This is a genomic window from Alkalimonas sp., from assembly GCF_020831925.1.
GTDB lineage: Bacteria > Pseudomonadota > Gammaproteobacteria > Enterobacterales > Alteromonadaceae > Alkalimonas.
Genome location: NZ_JAFIFQ010000008.1, coordinates 63,482 through 85,758, shown reverse-complemented (window position 1 = coordinate 85,758; position 22,277 = coordinate 63,482). Strand labels below are relative to the sequence as shown.

General features: G+C 51.7%; 15 protein-coding genes. 12 read left to right on the top strand and 3 right to left on the bottom strand.

What is annotated here, in order from left to right:
* On the bottom strand, nt 1-2,132 hold a 2,132-nt coding region (locus tag JJU14_RS04735), incomplete at its 3' end, for an efflux RND transporter permease subunit (protein ID WP_228611445.1).
* 3 nt (nt 2,133-2,135) lie between these two features.
* Nucleotides 2,136-3,221 carry an efflux RND transporter periplasmic adaptor subunit gene (locus JJU14_RS04730; protein ID WP_228611444.1) on the bottom strand — a complete coding sequence of 362 codons (1,086 nt, stop codon included), beginning with the start codon at nt 3,219-3,221 and terminating at the stop codon, nt 2,136-2,138.
* A gap of 216 nt (nt 3,222-3,437) precedes the next feature.
* Between JJU14_RS04730 and JJU14_RS04725 the strand changes: the two genes are divergently transcribed.
* From JJU14_RS04725 to JJU14_RS04710, 4 genes are all read left to right on the top strand, one after another.
* Entirely contained in the window at nt 3,438-4,454 is a 1,017-nt protein-coding gene (locus JJU14_RS04725) for a hypothetical protein (protein ID WP_228611443.1), read from the top strand.
* A 366-nt stretch (nt 4,455-4,820) separates the two neighbouring features.
* Nucleotides 4,821-8,183, top strand: a complete 3,363-nt coding sequence (locus tag JJU14_RS04720; RefSeq protein WP_228611442.1) for a TonB-dependent receptor — start codon at nt 4,821-4,823, stop codon at nt 8,181-8,183.
* Between the two features lie 127 nt (nt 8,184-8,310).
* The gene (locus tag JJU14_RS04715) at nt 8,311-9,726 is read left to right on the top strand and encodes an AlkA N-terminal domain-containing protein (protein WP_228611441.1); all 1,416 of its coding nucleotides are present in this window, start codon (nt 8,311-8,313) and stop codon (nt 9,724-9,726) included.
* Between the two features lie 4 nt (nt 9,727-9,730).
* Nucleotides 9,731-10,201, top strand: a complete 471-nt coding sequence (locus JJU14_RS04710) for a methylated-DNA--[protein]-cysteine S-methyltransferase (protein WP_228611440.1) — start codon at nt 9,731-9,733, stop codon at nt 10,199-10,201.
* 37 nt (nt 10,202-10,238) lie between these two features.
* Here the strand turns inward: JJU14_RS04710 and JJU14_RS04705 are convergent, their stop codons facing one another.
* Nucleotides 10,239-10,805, bottom strand: a complete 567-nt coding sequence (locus JJU14_RS04705) for a hypothetical protein (protein WP_228611439.1) — start codon at nt 10,803-10,805, stop codon at nt 10,239-10,241.
* Nucleotides 10,806-11,010: 205 nt separating this feature from the next.
* On the opposite strand from JJU14_RS04705, the gene JJU14_RS04700 reads away from it, so the two are divergent.
* The 8 genes from JJU14_RS04700 to ybeY all read left to right on the top strand — a co-directional run bounded on the left by JJU14_RS04700 (nt 11,011) and on the right by ybeY (nt 22,251).
* Entirely contained in the window at nt 11,011-11,895 is an 885-nt protein-coding gene (locus JJU14_RS04700; RefSeq protein ID WP_228611438.1) for a pirin family protein, read from the top strand.
* 49 nt (nt 11,896-11,944) lie between these two features.
* Nucleotides 11,945-12,646, top strand: coding sequence for a 5'-methylthioadenosine/adenosylhomocysteine nucleosidase (locus JJU14_RS04695; RefSeq protein WP_228611437.1), 702 nt, complete (start codon nt 11,945-11,947; stop codon nt 12,644-12,646).
* Nucleotides 12,647-12,651: 5 nt separating this feature from the next.
* Entirely contained in the window at nt 12,652-13,617 is a 966-nt protein-coding gene (locus JJU14_RS04690) for a cobalamin biosynthesis protein (protein ID WP_228611436.1), read from the top strand.
* A gap of 136 nt (nt 13,618-13,753) precedes the next feature.
* On the top strand, nt 13,754-18,283 hold the full coding sequence (locus JJU14_RS04685) for an EAL domain-containing protein (RefSeq protein ID WP_228611435.1): 4,530 nt from the start codon (nt 13,754-13,756) through the stop codon (nt 18,281-18,283).
* 69 nt (nt 18,284-18,352) lie between these two features.
* Entirely contained in the window at nt 18,353-19,201 is an 849-nt protein-coding gene (locus JJU14_RS04680) for a DMT family transporter (protein WP_228611434.1), read from the top strand.
* Nucleotides 19,202-19,279: 78 nt separating this feature from the next.
* Entirely contained in the window at nt 19,280-20,704 is a 1,425-nt protein-coding gene (miaB, locus tag JJU14_RS04675; RefSeq protein WP_228611433.1) for a tRNA (N6-isopentenyl adenosine(37)-C2)-methylthiotransferase MiaB, read from the top strand.
* A 57-nt stretch (nt 20,705-20,761) separates the two neighbouring features.
* Nucleotides 20,762-21,793, top strand: coding sequence for a PhoH family protein (locus tag JJU14_RS04670; protein WP_228611432.1), 1,032 nt, complete (start codon nt 20,762-20,764; stop codon nt 21,791-21,793).
* Entirely contained in the window at nt 21,790-22,251 is a 462-nt protein-coding gene (ybeY, locus tag JJU14_RS04665) for an rRNA maturation RNase YbeY (RefSeq protein ID WP_228611431.1), read from the top strand. The genes JJU14_RS04670 and ybeY overlap by 4 nt, the downstream gene beginning before the upstream one ends.
* Nucleotides 22,252-22,277 lie beyond the last annotated feature (26 nt).

Below are 22,277 nucleotides of genomic sequence, written 5' to 3'. Positions count from 1 at the left end.
TGCAATAAAGCGGCGATCTGATTGGAGACCTGGTGCAGGCTGGCTAAATCTTCCCCAACAATGGCCACCGAAAAATCAGCTCCGGCACGGCCAAAACGCAAACCGCGGATGCTGGGGGGGCGCACACTGATACGGGCGCCGGGCAAGGACAGCTGCTGCAGCGCCTGCTGGGTATGACTCACCCACTGCCCAGCCGTCATTTCGGGCCGCTGACTGGCGGGCGTTAGCTGCATGCGAAAATTCGCCACGCCGGGGCGCTCATTCACAATGCCGCCACTTAAATGGCCCCCCACCAAAGCAAACAACGTTTCAACATGTGGCATCGAGGCCAAGAGCGCTTCTACTTCACGGCTTATTGCTTCGGTTTCCTGCGGCGGTGTGCCAGGTGGCAAAGCGATACGCACCGACACACTGCCATCGTCAACCGGCGGTAAGAATTCACCACCCAGCTGCTGAAACAGCTGGTAACTGCCCAAAAAGGCCACAGCAGTGGCCGCCAATACCCACCAGCGCGCTTTCAGCACCCAACCAAGCAAACCGCCGTAGCTATGCCGGAGTTGATTCAGCAAACGGTGAAAGCTGCGTACTGGCAGGCTCTGGCTCAAACCACTTTGCCAGTGCACCTTGCCAAGCAAAGCTGCCAGCATCGGCACCAACGTCAGGGCCGCGACCAAAGTGGCTAAAATCGCGAAGGAGATGGTCAGGATCATTTCCCGGAACACCAAAGCCGCCATGCCGGTGATCAATAAAAAAGGCACCACAGCGGCCAGATTGGTCATGGTACCGGCAATCACTGCTGAGGCAACTTCTGCCGAGCCCTCTTTGGCTGCCCGGTTTGGTGCTTTATGCAACTGCTCGTTGTGACGGAAAATGTTTTCCAGCATCACAATGGCATTATCCAGCAATAAGCCAATGCCAAGCGCCAACCCTCCCAAACTGATAATGTTGATGGTCAGCCCGCCTTGCCCCATCAGGGCAAAGGTCGCCATCAAAGCAATCGGAATGGATAAGCCAATGACAAAGCTTTTGCGCAAGCTACCTAAGAACAGCCAGACCACCAGCATAGCCAGGCTACCGCCCAGAATGGCTGCACTGGAGACACTGGCAATGGCACCACGGATAAAAAAAGCAGGGTCATTGATGGCCTGTACCGCCATATCGGCCGGAATAAAGCCAGAACGATCCAGCTGCGCGATGGCACTTTGCACTTGCTCCACCACTTCTACCGTATTGGCTTCCGGCAATTTAAAGACCGACAGTTGCACTGCAGGGACACCATTTAACCGGCTGAACACCCGTTGCTCGCGGAAGCTGTCGGTGACGGTGGCTACTTCGCGCAAACGAATGCGTTGGTCAGAGCCAGGTAGCGGCAACATCAGCTGCTCGATGTCTTCCACGCTACGAAAGCGGCCTTCGGTTTTCGACATCACATCAAAGCGATCCGAGGTGACCCAGCCACCGGCAATATCTAAGTTTTCAGCAGCCAGTAGCTGCACCACATCCTGCATTGTTAGTTGATACGCCGCCAGCCGGTGTTGATCTAATACCACCTGTACTTCCCGCTCCAGACCGCCGGCAGCTTCGACCGAGGACACCCCTTCAATGGCAATCAAATGCGGGGTTAACCGGTTTTCGATCCAGTCGCGCACATCCACTTCGTTACGGATAGGCGAGCTGAAGCCAGCCTGCCAGACAGGCGCCTGGGAAGGATCAAATTTATAAAGTCGGGGCGGTTCGATATCGCGCGGTAACTGAGTGCGTGCCAGCTCCAATGCCCGGGAGGCATTTTGCAAGGCAACATCCAGATTGGTGCCATAACTAAAATGCAGATTAACATTGGTACGGCCTTCCGAGGCCCGACTGTCGATGTGCACCAGATTTTCCACCGACGCCAAGTTGCGCTCCAGCACCCGGGTCACCTGCTCTTCCATCACCTCAGGGGCCACCCCGGAGTAGTTCACCGTGACCCGGATTTGCGGGTATTCTATGTGCGGCAATAAATCCACCGGCAAGCGCTGAATAAAAAACAGCCCCAATACCAGAATAACTGATGCCAGTGCCAGCGTACCAACCGGGCGATCAATAGCCCAGCTGGTGATGGCAGAAGTACGACTGGATGATGTTTTGCTCATTGCTTAGCCTCGCCAACCAACGATACGCACCCGCTGGCCTTCCGTCATTTCTCCAACCAGAGCGGCTAATACCACTTCGCCGGCAGCGACCCCTTCGGTGATCTCAAGCCACTGACCGCGCTGCACGCCGGTTTGCACCGCTCGTTTTTCCAGACGCTCATTGGCGATGACCATCACAAAAGCCCCTTCTTCCTGCTGTACCACAGCGGAGGCTGGTACGGCCAGCGCCTCCTGCCTAGCATCGATCATCAGGTTGACCCGGCCCAAAAAACCAGGCCGAACGCCTTGCTGCCAGGCATTCGAAGGTAAAGCCACCTCCACGGTAATAAAGCGACTGCTTAGCTCCGCGGTAGGGAAAATCCGACGGATCTCGGCGGGCATGGTGTGACCCGGTATGGCATCCAACTGGACTTCGACCTGTTGCCCCACCGTCAGATAAGCCACATCAAGCTCAGACACGCCCAGATGCAGCACCAGTTGCGATACATCGGTCAGCTCCAGCAAAGGGTCCTGCTCGCGGATGCTCTCACCAAGCTCAACCCATCGTTTGCTGACTACCGCATCTCGTGGAGCCAGCACAGTGCCAAAAGCAACCCGGGTTTGCCATAATTGGTACTCACTTTCAGCCACCCGTAAGGCTGCCGCCTGGGCCTGATACTCGGAGGAACTGGTCAGTTCACGCTGGTAAAGCTCGGCCTGTCGCTGGTATGCCAGCCGCGCTTGCTCCTGCAAGGCCTCGGCACGCGCCAGCTCAGCCCGTTGCTCAGCTTGATTCAGACTAAGCAACAATTGACCGGCACGCACGCGATCGCCTTCCTCTACCAGCAATTGCTGCACAATACCGCGGGTTTGTGCTGAAAGCCTTACTGTTTCACGCGGCCTCACGGTAGCAGAGAGCATCAAGCGACGCGATAAATCCCGATTTTGTACCTCGGCAGCAGCCACCGCAATGGCTCTGGATTCTGTTGTCGCACCGGCTGAGCTGCCTGGCTGCTCAGCCGATTCACAGCCAGACAATAGCAGCCATGATTGCACCAATAACAGCAACAGTACTCCTTGCTTCCAACCGGTTGCTCTGCGTAGCTTCACATCGTTCCCCTTGAGTCATTCAACATTGGCTGAATAAAGCGATTCAATCATCCTATTACTACTGGTTCACTATACCAGTGGATTTTTACAAAACAGACCGCTATCGGCTCTTCCACCCGACAAATACGACAGAACACAGCAGAATCGATTAAAAAACACTCAAGTTGTCTATCAGTAAGTCGATAACCAGATATCATCCCCCAGCCGGAGCCTGTTATGGAACTAATGACAGCAACGCAACAACTCCGGGCGACGGAAGTCCATGCAGTAACTCAGGGTCGCCAGGAGCAACGAAGCCAAGTGCCCGCCAACCGGGCAGCCAGCCCCACCTTGCCAGCGCAAGCATCAGAGCGAGCGCAATTAGCGCTGCAACGTAACCGCATCGAGCCAACAGCGATAGAAACTGGCAACGGCGAGGAGCTGGACGAAGAGCAAGCGCTGGAAGAAAAAGCTTTCAATGCCTATCAGACCGTTGGCATGGTGAAACGTATTCTGGAACAGCTGTCCAATCGTCAGATTGAACTCTATCAGCTTAGCCCCACTGCAGATAAGCCTAAAACCAGGCCAGCTGAGCTAGCCAACAACGATGAGCTGATACGGATCACTGAATGGGAGTTTGGCTATCAGGCGGTATCCGCCAGTTTCAGTGGTTCTGCGCAACTCGCGAATGGCCAGCAAGTTAACTGGGACTTATCGTTCCAAATGGAGTACAGCTGGGCCTCGATGAGTAACCAAACTCTTCTGGCCAGTGAGTTGCAAGATCCTCTGGTGATCAGTCTAAATGGTATGCCAGCGCAACTAACCGGCGATAGCTTCAGCTTTGATCTATTTAATACCGGTGTGCCAGTGCAACTGCCGAACCTGGCTGCTCAGCAGTTTTATTTGGGACTGGACAGAACCGGCAATGGCCGGATTGAGTCTGGTGCCGAGCTGTTTGGTCCCCGAACAGGAGAAGGATTTGCTGAACTAGCGGCCTATGATTTGGATGGCAACGGTTTTATTGACCAGCAAGATGCCATCTGGCAAGACCTGTATCTGTGGCGACCGGATGGCCAGCAATTGAGCATGGCACAAGCGCAAATTGGCGCAGTATCCGTGCAGTCAGTTCCAACCAGAATGCCGCTGTTCTTTGAGCGCAGTGACCAACTTGGCGGCCTGCTGCAACGCAGCAGTGTCTTTTTAAATACCAGCGGCCAGGCCGGCCTGGTACAGCAAATCGATTTATTGGTGTAGGCTTCAACGCTGCTACAACCCGTAAAAATTGTAATCAGAAAAGGGCTTTCAATGTAAACAAAGCCCTTTTTTTTTTGCTGCATAATTATTTTCAACTCCAGCCGCCCCATAGTGGTACAAAAAGTACTACTTTTGGGATAGTGCATTTTAACTGATTGCTTTTAAAAAAATTAACCTTTTGCCACTTCGCACCAACCCAGTGCACCAGCCACTTCCCACCCAGAGATTATGCAAAAAATACAGCGCAAATCGCATAAAGATGCACAAACTTAGGTTAATGGACCGATTTTGGTGCATAAAAAAACTTGTCAACGGCATAGTTTTTGCCATGCTCTTTATAAAACCCATGCGATAAATGGAGCTAAAATGAAGACGAAACAGGTTGACTTGTACCAAAAATCGATAATAGCGATTGCGTTATCCACCCTATTCACTGCACCGGCTTTGTTTGCCGAGCAAAATGAAGCCACTAACGAGGAAACCGATAGTGTTGAACGAATATTCGTAACCGGCTCGCGGATTGCCCGCGATGCTAATCTGGCATCCCCATCGCCAGTGCAATCCATTAGTGAAGAAGAAATCCGCATGTCAGGTGAGTTTTCCATCGCTGATGTGGTAAACGATATCCCGGCACTGTTTTCCTCCACCACCAGTTCAATGGCCAATGAGAGTGGTTTTGCCAGCGGTACCAACGTCTTGAACCTGCGCAGCATGGGTTCTAACCGCACCTTGGTGCTGGTTAACGGTAAACGCCATGTCGGCGGTACTCAGGGCTCATCGGCCGTCGATGTTGGGTCGATTCCTGCCAGCCTGGTGCGTCGGGTTGAAGTGCTGACCGGTGGTGCCTCGGCTGTTTACGGAGCCGATGCCGTGACCGGCGTAGTCAACTTTATCTTACGCGATGACTTTGAAGGCTTTGAGTTTGATGCCCAGGTCAGCGCTGCTGATGAGGGGGATGCGCAGCAATACACTCTGGATGGTACCTGGGGCACCAATTTCGCCGATAACCGCGGTAACTTTGCAGTCAACGTGTCCTATGGGAGAGATAAAGGTCTGCGCGCTAATGAGCGGAAAAACGGTGTCTTTATAGGCTCTGGTCGCGACTGGGTGAATCCGGCACGCCGTTTTCAGATTGGCGATCTGAATGCTGGCGATACGCCAAACTTCCATGCCTTTTACAATCCATCACAAGGTCGGCCCGGTTATGGATTAAATATCCCTGGTTCAGCCGATGCCTTTTTGAATAACTTCGAAGCCACCTTTGGCACCCGCCCTAATCTCACTCCTGCGGAGCTAGCCTTAATTGACCGTGCAGCCAATGCGCCGCAACGGGCTATTTTGCCGGGGCGTACTTTCCCATTTACATCCGGTTACGGCCTGATAGCACCGGGCAATGGCTTTACTTTTGCCGGCTTTGATGAATTCACTCCTATTGATTTGGATGGCAATGGTGTACCAGATTGTCTTGACTCCTTCACTGGCTGGACCTCCTCCTTTGCACCTGGTGCTTTTGGTGCTTTAGGCGGCTGCTGGACCGTGCAACCCGATGGAACTTACCGTCCGGTTCAGGATGGATTGGTTGCCAGCCCTACCCAGGGTTTCGGTGGCGACTCTTTCGACACCATTCAGCAAGACACCAGCTATTTGCTGATCCCGGAAGAGCGCATCGCACTTAATTTACTGGGCAGTTATGATTTGACCTCAGATATCGTGCTGCGCGGTGAGTTGAAATATGTCTATCAGGAAGCCAAGAACACCATTCATCCTACCTCTTTTTGGGATTTACTCTTAGGCGCGCCAGATAACCCGTTTTTACCTGAGTTTATTCGCCCAATCGCAGAGCAAACTGGTGGCGTCAGTTTAACCATCGACCCCATAGGCCTTGGCGATGCCATGACGACGAATAAGCGGGAAACTGTTCGCGGTGTAGTTAGCATCGATGGCTTCCTCGACAATGGTTGGAGCTGGGATGCCAGTGCCGTTTATGGCCAATTCACCCGTAAGTCCGAGTCGACTCACCAGGTGATTGTCGATCGCTTCTTTTCTGCGATTGATGCGGTCACTAACCCAACGACAGGTCAACCTGACTGTCGGGTTAATGTGGATCCGACCACGCCAGCAATGGGAACGCCCTTTAACATTCCTACCTATGATCCTGGCTATTTTACCTTCACTCCAGGCGATGGTAGCTGTGTACCACTGAATATCTGGGCCGGCCGGGTTGGTGTAACCCAGGAAGCACTGGATTGGGTCACTCGTACCAATGACAGCAAGATCACCTTGGATCAAACGGTCTTAAGTGCTTCTTTAGCCGGTGATTTTGGTGATTACTTTGAGCTACCTGGAGGTGCCATAGCTTTTGCCGCCGGTGTAGAATACCGCCGTGAAACATCCAAAGCCGAGTTTGATGCCTGGCGTCGCGGTGTGATCCCAGCAGGAGCCCCACACCCTGCCGGCAGTAACATCGCTGATGTATCCAGCAATGCCAGCCTGACGTTCCGGCCAGAAACTATCGTCCGCAACGAAAGCGGCAGTTACCATGTGTACGAGGCTTTTGCTGAACTGTCCATTCCATTGCTGTTTGATGCGCCTTTGGCGGATGAGTTAACGCTGGACCTAGCTGCCCGGGTATCCGATTACTCAACCATCGGCAATACTACCACCTGGCGTGCCAACCTGTTATGGGCTCCGGTTCAAGACTTACGCATTCGGACCAGTTACTCTGAAGCAGTAAGGGCTCCGAACATAACCGAACTATTCGGCCCCGAGACAGGCACAACTTTCCGTCCTGCCGATCCTTGTGATGCGGCCCAAATCAACGCCATCCGGGCCGACGATCCTGAGCGAGCTAACAACACCCAGGCCAACTGCGTGGCATTTTTCAGCACCATTGGTTTAGATCCCTTTGATGCAGATGGCAACTACAGCTTTGCCGACCCACTTACCGCAGCTTTTGGTGGTGTTGTCGGCGGTAATCCGGATTTACGGGAAGAAACCGCAGAAACCTTGACGGTGGGCTTTGTGTATACCCCAGACTTTTTACCTGGCTTTAACATGAGCGTGGATTACTGGAAAATCAGCCTGAAAGATGCCATTAATGCGGTTAGTGGTCAGAACATTGCTGATGGTTGTTTTACCGGTGGTAGTTTGAATGCTCAGTTCTGTGAGCTGCTAACCCGAAACTCTGATCCGAACTCACTGTTCTTCGGTGGCTTTAACTTTATGAAATCAACTGATATCAACTTCGCCAAACGGGAAGCTGCTGGTGTTGACTTCAGTGTAGGTTATGATTTTTCTCTGGGCGATCATCAGTTCAATGCTCGAATTGCTGGTACCAGATTATCCAAACTGAATGATTTTACCAATCCGTTGGATCTGAACGATGTTGATAACCGGCTGGAGGAAAACCGTAACCCGAAACTGGCTGGTAACTTCAGTCTGGGCTGGCAATACGATGAGCTGAAAGTGAGCTGGCGTACTCAGTATCATGGTAAACAGTTGCTGATGTTTGCTCGCAAGGATACCTATCAGTCATTGTATGGTGATGCTGTCATGATGCCATCCACCTTAGTGCACAACATCAATGCCAGCTACCAATGGAATACCGAGCTGATGATCTATGGCGGTATCAATAACCTGACCAATGAAGAGCCCTTTATCACCAACTACGCTTATCCGGTAAGTGCCCGCGGACGCTCTATCTTCCTCGGCATTAACTACCGCATCTAGTAAGCGATAGCAGTATGACTAAAGCCCCGGGTTCTGCCTGGGGCTTTTTTAATTCAGTGCCGGATCCGGCTAAAATCAACCAGAGAACTTGGTATACTGGCCTCAGAGTTTCCAACGAGTTGTTGTGATGCCAAGCACCGCTTTAAGCTCCGCTATTTGCCAGCAAGCCCGCCTAAGTCGCGATCCGCGCTTTGATGGCGTCTTTTTTACCGCGGTAAAATCGACCGGTATTTTTTGCCGCTCTATCTGCCCGGCGAAAACGCCACTTGAAAGCAATGTCGAATACTTTGGCACAGCAGCTGCCGCCAGTGCAGCAGGCTATCGCCCCTGCCTGCGCTGCCGGCCAGACAGTGCACCCGGATCTCCGGCCTGGCAAGGTAGTCAAACCACCTTGCAACGAGCGCTGCGTTTAATTGATCAAGGTGCATTGCATTACAGCAATCAGGCTCAACTGGCTGAGCGACTTGGTATCAGCGAACGTTATTTACGTCAGTTGTTCAAGCAACACCTTGGTATCGCGCCCAAGCAATATGCTCTACATCAGCAGGTGCTATTCGCCAAAAAGCTACTCCATGAAACCAACTTACCAATCCAGCACATTGCACTGATGGCAGGCTTTCACAGCATTCGCCGTTTTAACGATGCTTTTGTCAAACAGTTGCAACTGAGCCCAAGCCAGATCCGGCGTAGCCCGAAACAACAGCCTGATGACTTGCTTAGACTGCAGCTAAGTTACCGCCCGCCGCTGGCCTGGCAATCCTTGCTGTCATTTTGGCAAATCAGGGCATTGAACAAGGTAGAGTGGTGCACGGCCACAGGTTATGGCCGTAGCTTTGAGTGGCAAGGACACGCAGGTAGTTTTTATGTAGAGCCCAGTACCGACAACCAGTTACGATTGCAACTGCACTACCCGGCCGCAACCGAGATCTGGTCATTGATTCGGCATATCCGGCGGATGCTGGATCTGGATGCCGACTGCAACCTGATTGAACAACAACTGCGCCAGCATCCCTGGTTTCAGCAACACTTGATTGAAGGCCTGCGTATTCCTGGGATCTGGAGCTTGTGGGAAGCTGGCATCCGCGCCATTTTAGGCCAGCAAATCAGTGTTGCTGCAGCCAGAACCCAACTGAATCGTCTGGTCGAAACCCTGGGCGAACCACTGCCGCACCAACCGGAAAAGCGACTTTTCCCAACGCCAAGGGCGGTAGCAAGCAGTGATTTGCTGATGCTGAAACTACCTCAAGCCCGCCGCCAGACCTTGCGTGATTTTGCCTGCCTGATGCTCAGGCAACCGGATGCGAGCCCAGAGCAATGGCTGGCTATCAAAGGCATAGGCCCCTGGACCTGCAGCTACGCCAGCTTGCGCGGTTTGCAACACAGTGACATCTGGTTAGGTGGCGATTTAGGCATCAAAAAAGCTTTACAGCAACATGGTGAGCACAACAGCCATCAGTCGCTAGCGCCCTGGCGTAGCTATGCTACATTGCAGCTCTGGTTTCAGACCGCTGCAGTTTCAAACAACAGCCCCCATACAGGATAATACCATGACGCAGTGCATCATCCCCGGCCCTGTCGGTGCTATTTCGATAAGTACTAACCCGCAAGGGATCAGCGCCATCCGATTTTTAACCACTGAAACAGCCCTGATTGCACCAACATCCGCTCTGTTAGAAGAAGCTGCAGAGCAGCTGGAATCCTACTTTCATGGCAGTTTGCAAACCTTTAGCCTGCCACTAGCACCAGCAGGCACTGCGTTTCAACAACAAGTTTGGCAGGCGCTGAAGACCATCCCCTTTGGTGAAACTTGCAGCTACCAGCAGATTGCCCATGCCATTGGTAATCCAAAAGCCGTCAGAGCTGTTGGTATGGCCAACAGCCGTAATCCGGTTGCCATCGTGATCCCATGCCACCGAGTGATTGGTGCCAATGGTCAGTTAACCGGCTATGCCGGCGGGCTGGATAAAAAAGCCTGGCTACTGCAACATGAGCAGCAACCAGGCCAGACGCGCTGCTGAAGGATGGGCAGCAACGCAAAAGCGGGGAGCTTAGGGGTTAAAACTGATAAGACACACCCAGGCGGAACTCATTGGAACGATTGCCGCTGTTAAGCGCAACACTGGTACGAGCCGCCCATTCGGGACTGAAGTAAAAAGCAATACCACCGGCAAAGCTAGTGTAATCACGGCCAATGCTGTGATAGCTCAGCTCAGTAAACCACTCCACTTCCGGCGTCAGCTTATCGGTGATACCAACCCCCGCATACACCCCGGTATCGCTGGCATCTTCAAAGGCATGCTGTAAACCACCCCGGACGTAAGTCTGAATAGATGGCGCAAAATCCAGCTTAAATTCAGTCAGGTAATTAGCTCCCAACGAAAACTCACTGACATCCACTGAATGCTTTGACACCCGCTCTAAATCTGCGCGCACTACCCAGCGTGGCTCTAACTGATGGCTTAGGTTCAGATAAGCACCAGAACCGAAATGATCAACATAGCCAACACCTACATGATCCCAGTTCACTGCAGCCACATTAGCTGCGGCCAGGCTTAGCGCCATGGCACAAGTGACTTGGGTCATACGCATTGTTCGGAACAAGCTAGGGGTCATTTTTTTCATTCTGTTCTCCTTGTAACTGCTATTGAAGGACCAAGAATCCCGGCAGTGATGTTGTTTGTCAGTCTTCAGGCTAACAAGCAACAACTTAACCATAGCTGAACCCACACCATTCCATAAAATAGAATTATCAGTGCCAATATATGCAATTTTCTTTCGAATGAGCTTGGTATTAAATAAAGGCACTGACCTTACCGAGGAATTGATGATGCGTATTCGAACTATACAACAGCTGATACCCGCCCGGCAGGTATCCGATGGTGCCGGGGTAAAAATCAAGCGCAGCCTGGGACTGAGCCAACAATTACGGTTGGATCCATTTCTGATGCTGGATTGTTTTGGTTCAGACGAAGCCAGCGATTACATTGCTGGTTTTCCGCCCCACCCACACCGGGGCTTTGAAACCGTAACCTACATGCTGCATGGCCATATGCTGCATGAAGACCATATGGGCAATAAGGGCCATCTGAAAAGTGGTGGCGTGCAATGGATGACCGCAGGCCGAGGCATTATTCACTCAGAAATGCCACAGCAAGAGTCCGGTTTGATGCAGGGCTTTCAACTCTGGCTAAACCTGCCAGCCGCCGAAAAGATGAAAGCAGCTGCTTATGTTGACATAGCACCCGAGCTTATTCCACAAGCGTCGTTAGCAAATGGTGGCCAGGTTAAAGTGATTGCGGGCCGTTTTCAGACGGATGAGCTGACATTAGATGGTGCCATTCGTGGCTTGAGCACGGATCCACAGTTCTACGATCTGCACTTGCTCGCAGGACAGCAAGTCACACTGCAGTTGCCGGCGGCTCACAATGCGCTACTTTATTTATACGAAGGTAGCGCAGAACTGCCAGCAGGCCTGCAACCGGCAAGCATAGGGGTCCATCATGCAGCCGTGCTCAGTCAGGGTGATACGGTGCAGATAAAGGCACTGGTCGATACCAAGGCCATCTTGTTAGCCGGCAAACCCATTGGCGAGCCGGTTGCTCAGTACGGACCTTTCGTGATGAATACGCCGGACGAAATCGAGCAGGCGATCCGCGATTATCAGGCTGGCCAACTAACAGGCGATCAGCCCATGCAAGCCATTCAAATCTGACGGGAAAAGCCGTATACTGCGGCTTTCCCCTTCAAGAAGACGAATGACAATGCAGCGGATTGGAATTATTGGTGCCATGGAGCCGGAAGTGGCGCTGTTAAAGCAACAACTGACTGAAGCCACCACCAAGCAGGTTGGGCCTTACCAGTTTCATTGCGGCCAACTGGCTGGCATGGCCGTGGTACTGGTGCAATCTGGTATTGGCAAAGTGGCATCAGCCCTGGCTACCAGTCTGATGATACAAACTTTCCAGGTGGATGCTGTGATTAACACGGGCTCAGCCGGCGGCTTTGATCCTGAACTACATGTCGGCGATATTGTGATTGGCACCGAGCTATGCCATCACGATGTCGATGTCACCGCCTTCGGATATGTCCCGGGCCAGGTGCCACAGATGCCCGCGACTTTCCCAAGCGATCCACGTCTGGTATTGGCCGCTGAAAAAAGCATTGCTCAGCTAGGCTTTTGTCAAACCAAGCAAGGGCTGATTGCTACGGGTGACAGTTTTATGTGCGATCCAGTCCGGATTGAGCAAACTCGCCACACTTTTCCGACCATGTTGGCAGTCGAGATGGAGGGCGCAGCCATTGCCCAGGTGTGCTATCAAATGAAAGTGCCTTGTGTGGTGATCCGCAGCCTCAGTGATATTGCTGGCAAGGAGTCCCCCGATTCCTTTGAAGCCTACCTGGAGGTGGCGTCGAAAAACAGCTCTGCCATGGTGGTGGGCTTGCTGCAACAACTTGCTGCCTGATTCAGATGCCATGGCTTGAACAGCTGCAAACCAGCCCAGCGATGCTGTGGCTGGTGCTGTTGCTTGCTGTACTGCTGCCTCTGCCAGCGAGCTACCATCCGCTGACATTCTTTCGTTTCTTTGCCCAGAAACTTGCGCAAAAAGTCAACCCGGATCCTAAGCGCAGTATTTCGCAATTACGACTGTCCGGCACCCTGGCTTTACTACTGGCGTTGCTGCCTTTTCTGGCCCTGCTATACACCAGCAATTGGCTGATGGCCTGGCCAGAGTTGTACCAACTGCTGTTGCTGTATTTGTGCCTTGATTTTGCTGCAATTCGTCAACGCATCATCCGCTTGCAGCAGGCGCTCAAAGCGCAACAACTTAATCTGGCACGCGATCTTGCCAGTCGGGTTTTACTGCGACAAACGCGTTCCTTGTCCTCCCTGGGGCTCAGCAAGGCAGGTATTGAAAGTCTGTGGCTGCAATTTGCCCAGGTTTGGCTAAACACACTATTCTGGTATCTGGTTGGTGGGATCTGGCTGGCCGTTGCGGTGCGGCTACTGCTTATTCTGCAACAGGAATGGAGCACCAAACTCAGCCATAACCGACATTTTGGTGCCCCTGCGTCCTGGCTGGCACATTACCTGCTGTGGCCCGGTTATTGGTTGTGTTTCTTATTGGTGTGTATCCGTTTGCGCTGTCGTGAGTCATTCCGGCAACTGCAGCGAGCGCCAAAAAATACCTTTAATTTGGCGCAAAGCGCATGTTTGGCTAGTGCCTGCGCCAGTTTAGGCTGCCGACTTGGCGGTCCGGCTGTGTATGAAGCAGAGCGGAAAAATGTCCGGGATAAGCTGGCGACCGATTACCCCGAACCAGATCCCCGCCATCTGCTAAAGGCATTACAAGCACAGCAACAAGTATTGCATCTTGTGCTATTAATGATAGGCATGGGGGTTGCGGCTTGGTACCTGCTGTTCTGGTATCACTGAAGCTGGACTTATTTCTAAGGCCCAGTATAGTGAAAGTTCAAAGCAGTAAAGGCTTGTTTGATGATAGTAACAATGAGTGCATACGAATGGTTCAGCATAAAATAACAAAAACAATGCTGTTGACTGAGGGCTGGCAGTGAAGCTTTTTAGCCAGCTATTTATTTTCTGCGCTGTGATGATTGCAGGCTCTCTGGCTGCTCAAGCCAAGCCTGTGCTGCAACCTCTTACCCCAGAGCATGGCTTATCTCCAGGTGCCGTGAGCCATTTGATGCTCGACCAAGATGGTTTTCTGTGGTTAGCAATGGAAGGCGGATTAAATCGTTACGACAGCAACCGGGTAATCCAACTCAATAACGCACAAAAATCGCTGCAAAACGTTCAATTTTCCACCACGCTCCAACTGGATGATGGCAGTATTTGGGTGGCCACTAGGCACACTGGCATCTATCGATATAACCCGGACACTGCCGAGCTTGAATCTAAGTTTATCTTGCCTGATCTCGTTGAAAGTCCCTTTCAGGAAGTCACCGAGATGGTAGCTTTCTCGGCAAATCAACTGGTGGTATCAACCACCCAGGCTATTTTTTTGTTGCATCTAGACAGTGGCGACATTCAAAAAATATATCAGCTTCCAGGCGAGTACAACCTGGAACGTTTTATACGTACCGTCTATCCATATGGCAATCAAGTCTTTATCGGCACTCATGACCAATTGTTGCTATTGGATCCAGCGACCTTAGAGACCACCGCTATTCCTTATCTTCCGGCTGATGCCAACCGGTCACAACGGCATATAAAGTTTTTCTCTGTAAAGAATGCCGAGTTGTGGATTGGGGCCGTTGAAGGACTTTATAGTCTGCCTTTAATCGCCATTACTGCTTATCTGGAGTCCGGTGAAGCAACACAAATCGAGCCACGGGTACCAAAACGCAATATATGGCATCTTGAGTGGCTGGATAATGAAGCCATTATCGCCACCGATCAGGGCTTGTATCGCTTTCAGCCAGATAGCAACTCTCTCGACTTTCTCTGGGGCTTTCAACAGAGTGGCTTGGAGCTCACAGACAATAATATGATCAGCATGCTTCGCGATCATTCCGGCGGTTTCTGGTTAGGAACCCGCTACGATGGCGCTTACTACTGGCACCCCCGCACCACCGCATTTAAGCATTACGGCCACAAAAGAGACCAGCACACCTTGACTGATCCGCGTGTTTTTTCTCTGACCGAAATGGAGCCAAATCAGCTTTGGATCGGTACCAGTAACGGATTAAATCATTTCGATCTGCAAACAGGTCAGATTGAGCACTTTTTGAAAAACCCAGATCCGAAAGCCTACCTCCATGAGGCGACAATTCTTAAGCTTTTCCCTCAAAGTAGCCAACATCTCTATTTTATTTCACCTTATGGACTTTCATTATTCGATACAAAATCCCATCGTTTATTGCCAGCTCCGCTGGTCGACGAAAGTCAGCGCCCTATATTAGGCCAAGGTTCCAGAAGCTTTTGGCAGGATCGTTCAGGTGCATTCTGGTTCGTTCATCACGACCACATTTACACCTATCAGCCAGATCCCGGCATCATTACCGCTGTCGATGCCTTGAAGCACCTCGATACCAATGCTTTTGGAACCTTTTTAGGCTATGCACCCGGCTCCGAAAATCAGCTGCTGCTGACAACCGCCAATAAGCTTTGGTTATTTGATCTGACCTTATCATCATTAAAGCTACTGTTTGAAGCAAATCATCCTAACCCAGGAGTTTCGCTGTTTGCTGACAGTGTATTACTGGATTCTCAACAACGACTATGGGTTGGATTTAACGGTATTGGCTTACTGGTGTTTAGCATTCCCAATTTTGAGTTATTGCATCACTTCAATCAAGATAACCAGCTGAAAAGCCAGTTGGTTTTTAGCCTTAAACAAGATGAATACGGCTGGATATGGTTCACAAACCCTCATGGTTTGTACCGCATGGATCCGAATAGCTTTCACATTGAACAATTTACTAAATACGATGGGCTCATCAGCCATACCTACAATAGCCGGGCGGGGTTGAAATTAAAGGACGGACGACTGGTGTACGGCAACATGCACGGCATTACTTTAATACAGCCCAGCTACCTTCTGACAGAGTCATACCCACCACAAGCTGTCATTACTGAGCTCAATTCGCTGGATGGCGGTTTTAGCACATCTTATGGCAGTCTGAATGATGCCCAGATTGTGATCCCTTATGATGTAGAAGGGTTAAAATTACACTTCAGCAGCATGAGCTTCCGGGATAAAAATAAAGCCCGCTTCCGGGTATCGCTAACTGGCAGGCAATCATTTCAGTTTCCTGAACAAACAGAGACCCACATCATTATTCCTAAGCTACCGTCTGGTGATTACAGTTTTCAAGTGGTAGCAGTCTCTCCGCTTACCGGTCAGGAAAGCAAGCCAGCGCGTCTTTCTTTGCGTATTCAGGCTCCCTGGTGGGCCAGTCGTTGGGCTTATTTTGGCTATGCCCTGCTCAGTTTATTGATCCTGCTCACCTGGCTTCGCAACCGCCAGCAACATCAACGCATGCTAACCATGGCGCACCGCAAACTCAAAGCCAGTGAGCAGCGCATGAAGCAAGCGCTGGCAGCTGTCGACAGTGGAGCCTGGGAGTGGTATGCCAGCAAGAACAGCTTGTATGCCTCACGTATTCACACCATGCTGGGCTATCGTGAGTCACTGAATCCGTTGACACTGGAGCAGCACCTGTCGTTGATCCACCCGGAAGATAAAATACAATTTGAACAAAAATGGCAGCAGTTTATTGAGCAAAAAACCGGTAGCTTTGATCAAACCTACCGATTACAACACAAAGATGGCCACTGGCTGTGGTTTCGCGATATCGGCAAAATAGCAGAACTGGATGATGAGCAAGAAGTGATTCGGGTCATGGGCACCTTCAGTAATATCACTGAAACCAGAGCCAGTCAGGAAAAAGCCCGTCTCTTTGGTGAAGCCTTTCAAAAAACCCGCGACTGGGTGGTTATCCTGGATGAGCAACAGCGGATGATTGCAGCCAACCAATCCTTTGCCGATGCCTTTGGTCCGGTCGAGCATTATCTGAGTAACCCGCAAACCCACCATCTGGGTATCAGCCTGGACCGCCGCCGTTACTACACCAAGTTACTGCGTGATTTTCAGGTCAATCAACACTGGCAAGGTGAGGAGATCATTGTCACACCGGACGGGCGGGAACGTCCTACCCTGATCAACATTAGTGCTGTCGGCGAACAGGAGAAGGTCGGCTTCTTCGTTCTGGTGTTTACCGACATCACCGATCAGAAACTGGCTGAAGATGAGTTGCGTTACCTGGCCAATTACGACGCCCTTACCGGCTTGCCAAACCGTGCACTGTTAATGGATCGCATTCATCACGGGATTGAAACAGCCAAGCGCTCAAAACGTTCGCTGGCTTTGTGCTTTCTGGATCTGGATAAATTCAAACAAATCAATGACTCACTCGGCCATGATATAGGTGATTTACTGCTTAAAGAAGTTGCCCGGCGACTCAGCCTGACCTTACGGGAAAGCGATACAGTCGCGAGGCTGGGTGGCGATGAGTTTGTGGTGCTGCTGGAAGGCTACAAATCCAACGATAATTTAAGTCATGTGGCGCGCAAAATGCTGCAGATCATCGGTGAGCCGATGAAGCTGGGTCCACACACAGTCGGTGTTTCCCCAAGTATTGGCATTGCTGTCTATCCGGATGATGCCTTCACCGCTTTTGAGCTGATGAAGCACGCAGACGTAGCCATGTACCATGCCAAAGAGGCTGGTCGCAACAACTTCCAGTTCTTCACTCAGGAAATGAATGAGAAAGCCCATATGCAGCTGGCTCGGGAAACCCGCCTGCGCAAAGCTTTTCAACAGAAAGAGTTCGTCAACTACTATCAGCCTATTATCGACAGCAAGGACAAAAGCATGGTCGGTGCAGAAGTCTTGCTGCGCTGGTACAGCAGCGATGGGGTGGTATCACCGGCCGAGTTCATCCCTCTGGCCGAAGACCTCAGTCTGATTATTCCAATGACCCAGCAACTGCTGGAGCGCGCATTGGCCGACTTACAACAATGGCATCAAGCGGGTCACCCACTCTATCTGTCAGTGAATTTATCCGCCCGTCACCTTGAGCAACCCCAACTGGCGGAACATGCAGAACAATTACTGCATAAATACCAACTTCCGGCCAGTAGCCTGCGATTCGAAGTCACAGAAAGCGCTCTGATGCGTGACCACGCCAGTGCCATCGCCACCATGCATGAGCTCAGCACATTGGGGATTAAGTTGGCTTTGGATGATTTTGGCACCGGTTACTCCTCACTGAAGTATTTAAAAGAGCTGCCCATTGATGCGATCAAAATCGACCGCAGCTTTGTCAAAGACATTGGCATCGACCAAAACGATGAGGCCATCATTGAAACCATGCTCAGCATGGCGGCCAGTCTCGGCATGTACTGTGTAGCTGAAGGTGTTGAAACCGAACAACAATTACGCTTTTTCACGGAACGCCACTGCACGCTGATTCAGGGCTACTTTTTCGCCCAGCCGATGCCAGCCAGTAAGCTCAAACAGCTGCTGGAAAGCAAGCGCTTCGTGACCCACAGCACCGCTGAGCCGGAATCTTTGTAAGCCGGGCTCAGGGCCGCAGACAATAACAGGCGATCTGTTACAATAGCCACTTTTCGAACCGGGCCCATCATGCGAAATCCTCTGCTGCAAGGTGCTTTATTACTGCTACTGGCAGAAGCCTGTTTTGCTGGCATTGGTGCCCTGGTCAAATACAGCAGCGGCATGGCCACCGAAGCTCAGGTGGTGTTTTTCCGCAATGCCTTTGCGTTGGTACTGATGCTGCCGTTTTTATACAGCAGAGGCTGGAGCCTGCTTAAAACCCAGCGTTGGTACCTGCATGGGTTTCGTGCTTTGACGGGTCTGGTCTCCATGTACTGCTTTTTCTATGTACTGGGACAACTGCCACTGGCGCAAGCTATGGCGGTATTGCTACTGACTCCATTCATTATTCCGGTGATAGCCCGCATCTGGTTGAAAGAGCGTCCCAGCCAACTTACGTTGGTTGCAATTGGACTGGGTTTTATCGGGGTCTTACTGGCGCTGCCTACCCCGGCCCCGGGCATGACCATGGTGTTGCTGGTAGCATTGGCTGCCGCGACCCTGGTCGCCGTAACGAAAACCACTATCCGCTATATGTCCAGTACCGAGCCTGCGGTGCGCACCGTGTTTTACTTCTCCTTACTCACCGCCGTATTTTCAGTGATCCCACTGCCCTTTTACTGGCAACCTCTGCCAAACGAAGCCTGGCTGGCTTTTATCGGCATGGGCATACTGGCAGCCATCGGTCAGTTGGCAATGACCCGGGCTTACGCTCTGGCTCCGGCCAGTTCTATTGGTATGTGGACCTACAGCAGTGTGATCTTTGCCGGTCTATTTGGTTACCTGTTCTGGCAGGAGCCGGTCACCATGAGCTGGCTGGCTGGCGTGCTGGTGATCTTCTATGCTGGCTACATCACCACCCGACAACGCTTGCTTTGACAGGGCTGGTACTTCCAGCCCGGCTAGGCTAAAATATGCGCCCTTTACGCGCAGTAACGACACAGGGTCCATCAGAGTATGAGCAAAAAGCTACACATCAAAACCTGGGGCTGTCAGATGAATGAGTACGATTCATCAAAAATGGCAGACCTGTTGGATGCCACCCATGGCTATAGCCTCACCGAGCACGCTGAGGAAGCCGATGTGATCCTGCTCAACACCTGCTCTATTCGTGAAAAAGCGCAGGAAAAAGTATTCCACCAGCTGGGTCGTTGGCGACCACTGAAAGAAAAAAACCCAGCCCTGGTGATTGGTGTGGGTGGCTGTGTAGCCTCTCAGGAAGGCGCAGCTATCCGTGAACGTGCGCCCTATGTCGATATTGTCTTTGGCCCGCAAACCCTGCACCGCTTACCCGAGATGATCAAGGCTGTTACCGGCGATCGGGCGCCTGTAGTGGATGTATCTTTTCCGGAAATTGAAAAGTTTGACCGTTTGCCAGAGCCAAAAGCCGATGGCCCCAGCGCTTTTGTTTCCATTATGGAAGGCTGCTCCAAGTACTGCAGTTTCTGCGTAGTGCCCTATACCCGGGGTGAAGAGGTGAGCCGACCGCTGGATGATGTGCTGTTTGAAATTGCCCAATTGGCTGATCAGGGCGTACGGGAAGTCAACTTGCTGGGCCAAAATGTCAATGCTTACCGTGGCAGCATGCACGATGGCAGCATTTGCAGCTTTGCCGAGTTGCTGCGGCTGGTCGCCGCCATAGATGGCATTGATCGCATTCGCTACACCACCTCGCATCCGGTAGAGTTTACCGACGACATCATTGAAGCCTACCGCGATATCCCCGAGCTGGTGGATCACCTGCACTTGCCGGTGCAATCCGGTTCTGACCGCATCCTGACGCTGATGAAACGCGGCCATACTGTGCTGGAGTTTAAATCACAGGTGCGCAAGCTGAAAAAAGTCCGCCCCAATCTAAGCATGTCGTCCGATTTTATCATTGGCTTTCCCGGTGAAACGGCACAAGACTTTGCGGATACCATGGCATTAATCCAGGCCATCGACTTTGATATGAGCTTCAGCTTTATCTACAGCGCCCGGCCAGGCACACCAGCCGCCGATTTGCCGGACGATGTCAGCGAAGATGAAAAGAAACAACGGCTGTACATCCTGCAGGATCGCATCAACCAGCAGGCCCTGCGTATTGCCCGAGGCATGCTGAACACCGAGCAACGCATTTTGGTGGAAGGTCCGTCGAAAAAGAACCTGATGGAACTGTGCGGCCGCACTGAAAACAACCGGGTAGTTAATTTTGAAGGCGATCCGAAATTGATTGGTCAGTTTGTCGACGTGCTTATCACCGATGTCTTCGCCAATTCATTAAAAGGCACTCTCATTCGCACTGAACAGGATATGGGCTTGCGCCGCGCAGTTTCCCCTCAGCAAATTCTGGCACGTCAACCTAAAGCCGATGAGCTGGGAGTGACTCAGTTTGCCCCTTAAACGTACCTTCTTGCCAACAGGCTGGCACAGCCAGCCTGAGCCATTGAGAGTTTGCTATTGAGCACTGCAACCAAACAGAAAACCTTTACTGCCGTGCCGGCCGAGCAGCAACGCCTGCTGTCATTGTGTGGCCCATTCGATGAGCATCTGCGTCTGCTTGAGCAACGCCTGCAGCTCAGCATTGCACACCGTGATGAGGTCTTTAAACTCAGCGGCTCTGCCAGTGCGGTTCAGGCCGGTCATTTTGTGCTGGATCAGCTCTACCGTGAGACATCACAACAAGGTAAAGTGGTGGAACTAAGCATTGAACAGGTGCATTTAATGATTCAACAGGCGCAAAACGCCAGTACCGATCAGCAAGTTGGATCCGATTTTAGTCTGAAAACCAAAAAAGGCTTGCTGACCCCGCGTAACCCGCACCAAAAAGCCTATGTCAAACATGTGCTTGAATACGATGTGATCTTTGGCATAGGTCCGGCCGGCACCGGTAAAACTTACTTAGCCGTCGCTTGCGCCGTCGATGCGCTGGAAAAAAATCTGGTACGGCGCATTGTACTGACCCGCCCGGCAGTGGAAGCCGGTGAAAAACTGGGTTTTTTACCGGGTGATTTGTCACAGAAAGTCGATCCCTACCTGCGTCCTTTATACGATGCGCTGTTTGAAATGCTGGGCTACGACAAAGTAGAAAAGTACCTGGAACGAGGCATTATTGAAATTGCTCCACTGGCTTACATGCGCGGCCGCACCTTAAACGATGCCTTTATTATTCTGGATGAAGGCCAGAATACCACGGTCGAACAGATGAAAATGTTCCTGACCCGCATTGGTTTTAACTCCAAGGCCGTGATCACCGGCGACGTCACTCAGGTCGACTTACCACGTGGTCAGTATTCGGGTCTAAAACATGCCATTGATGTGCTATCCAATGTCGATGCCATCAGTATGAATTTTTTCGATGCTAAAGACGTGGTTCGCCACCCCATAGTGCAGAAAATTGTGTTGGCTTACGAAGCACACGAAGCTGAAAAACTGGCTGCCGAGACGGCTGAAGCTTCCTCAGAAAAACGCCCGCGCAGGCCCAAAGCATGAAGCTGGAACTGGATCTGCAACTGGCCAGTACAGCGCCGGATGTACCGACTGAAGCCCAGTTTGCCCACTGGGCCGAGCTGGCGCTAGCGCCCTATCGCAGCGAAGCTGAGCTAACCATTCGCCTGGTCGATAGCAATGAAAGCCAGCAGCTAAATGGGCAGTACCGTGGTAAAGACAAGCCAACCAATGTGCTCAGCTTTCCTTTTCAGTGCCCGCCGGGGCTAAACCTGCCCTTGCTTGGCGATTTGGTCATTTGTACCGAGGTCGTTGCCGAGGAAGCCAGCCAGCAAGGCAAAACAGCAGAAGCCCACTGGGCGCATATGGTGATTCATGGGTGCTTGCATTTACTGGGATTTGACCATATAAAGGAAGACGAAGCCGAGCAGATGGAGCAGCTGGAAATAGCGCTGCTGGCAGAGCTTGGCTTTACTAACCCTTACCTGACGGATGCAGAGTAAGATACCGATGATTAGCTGGAGCATAC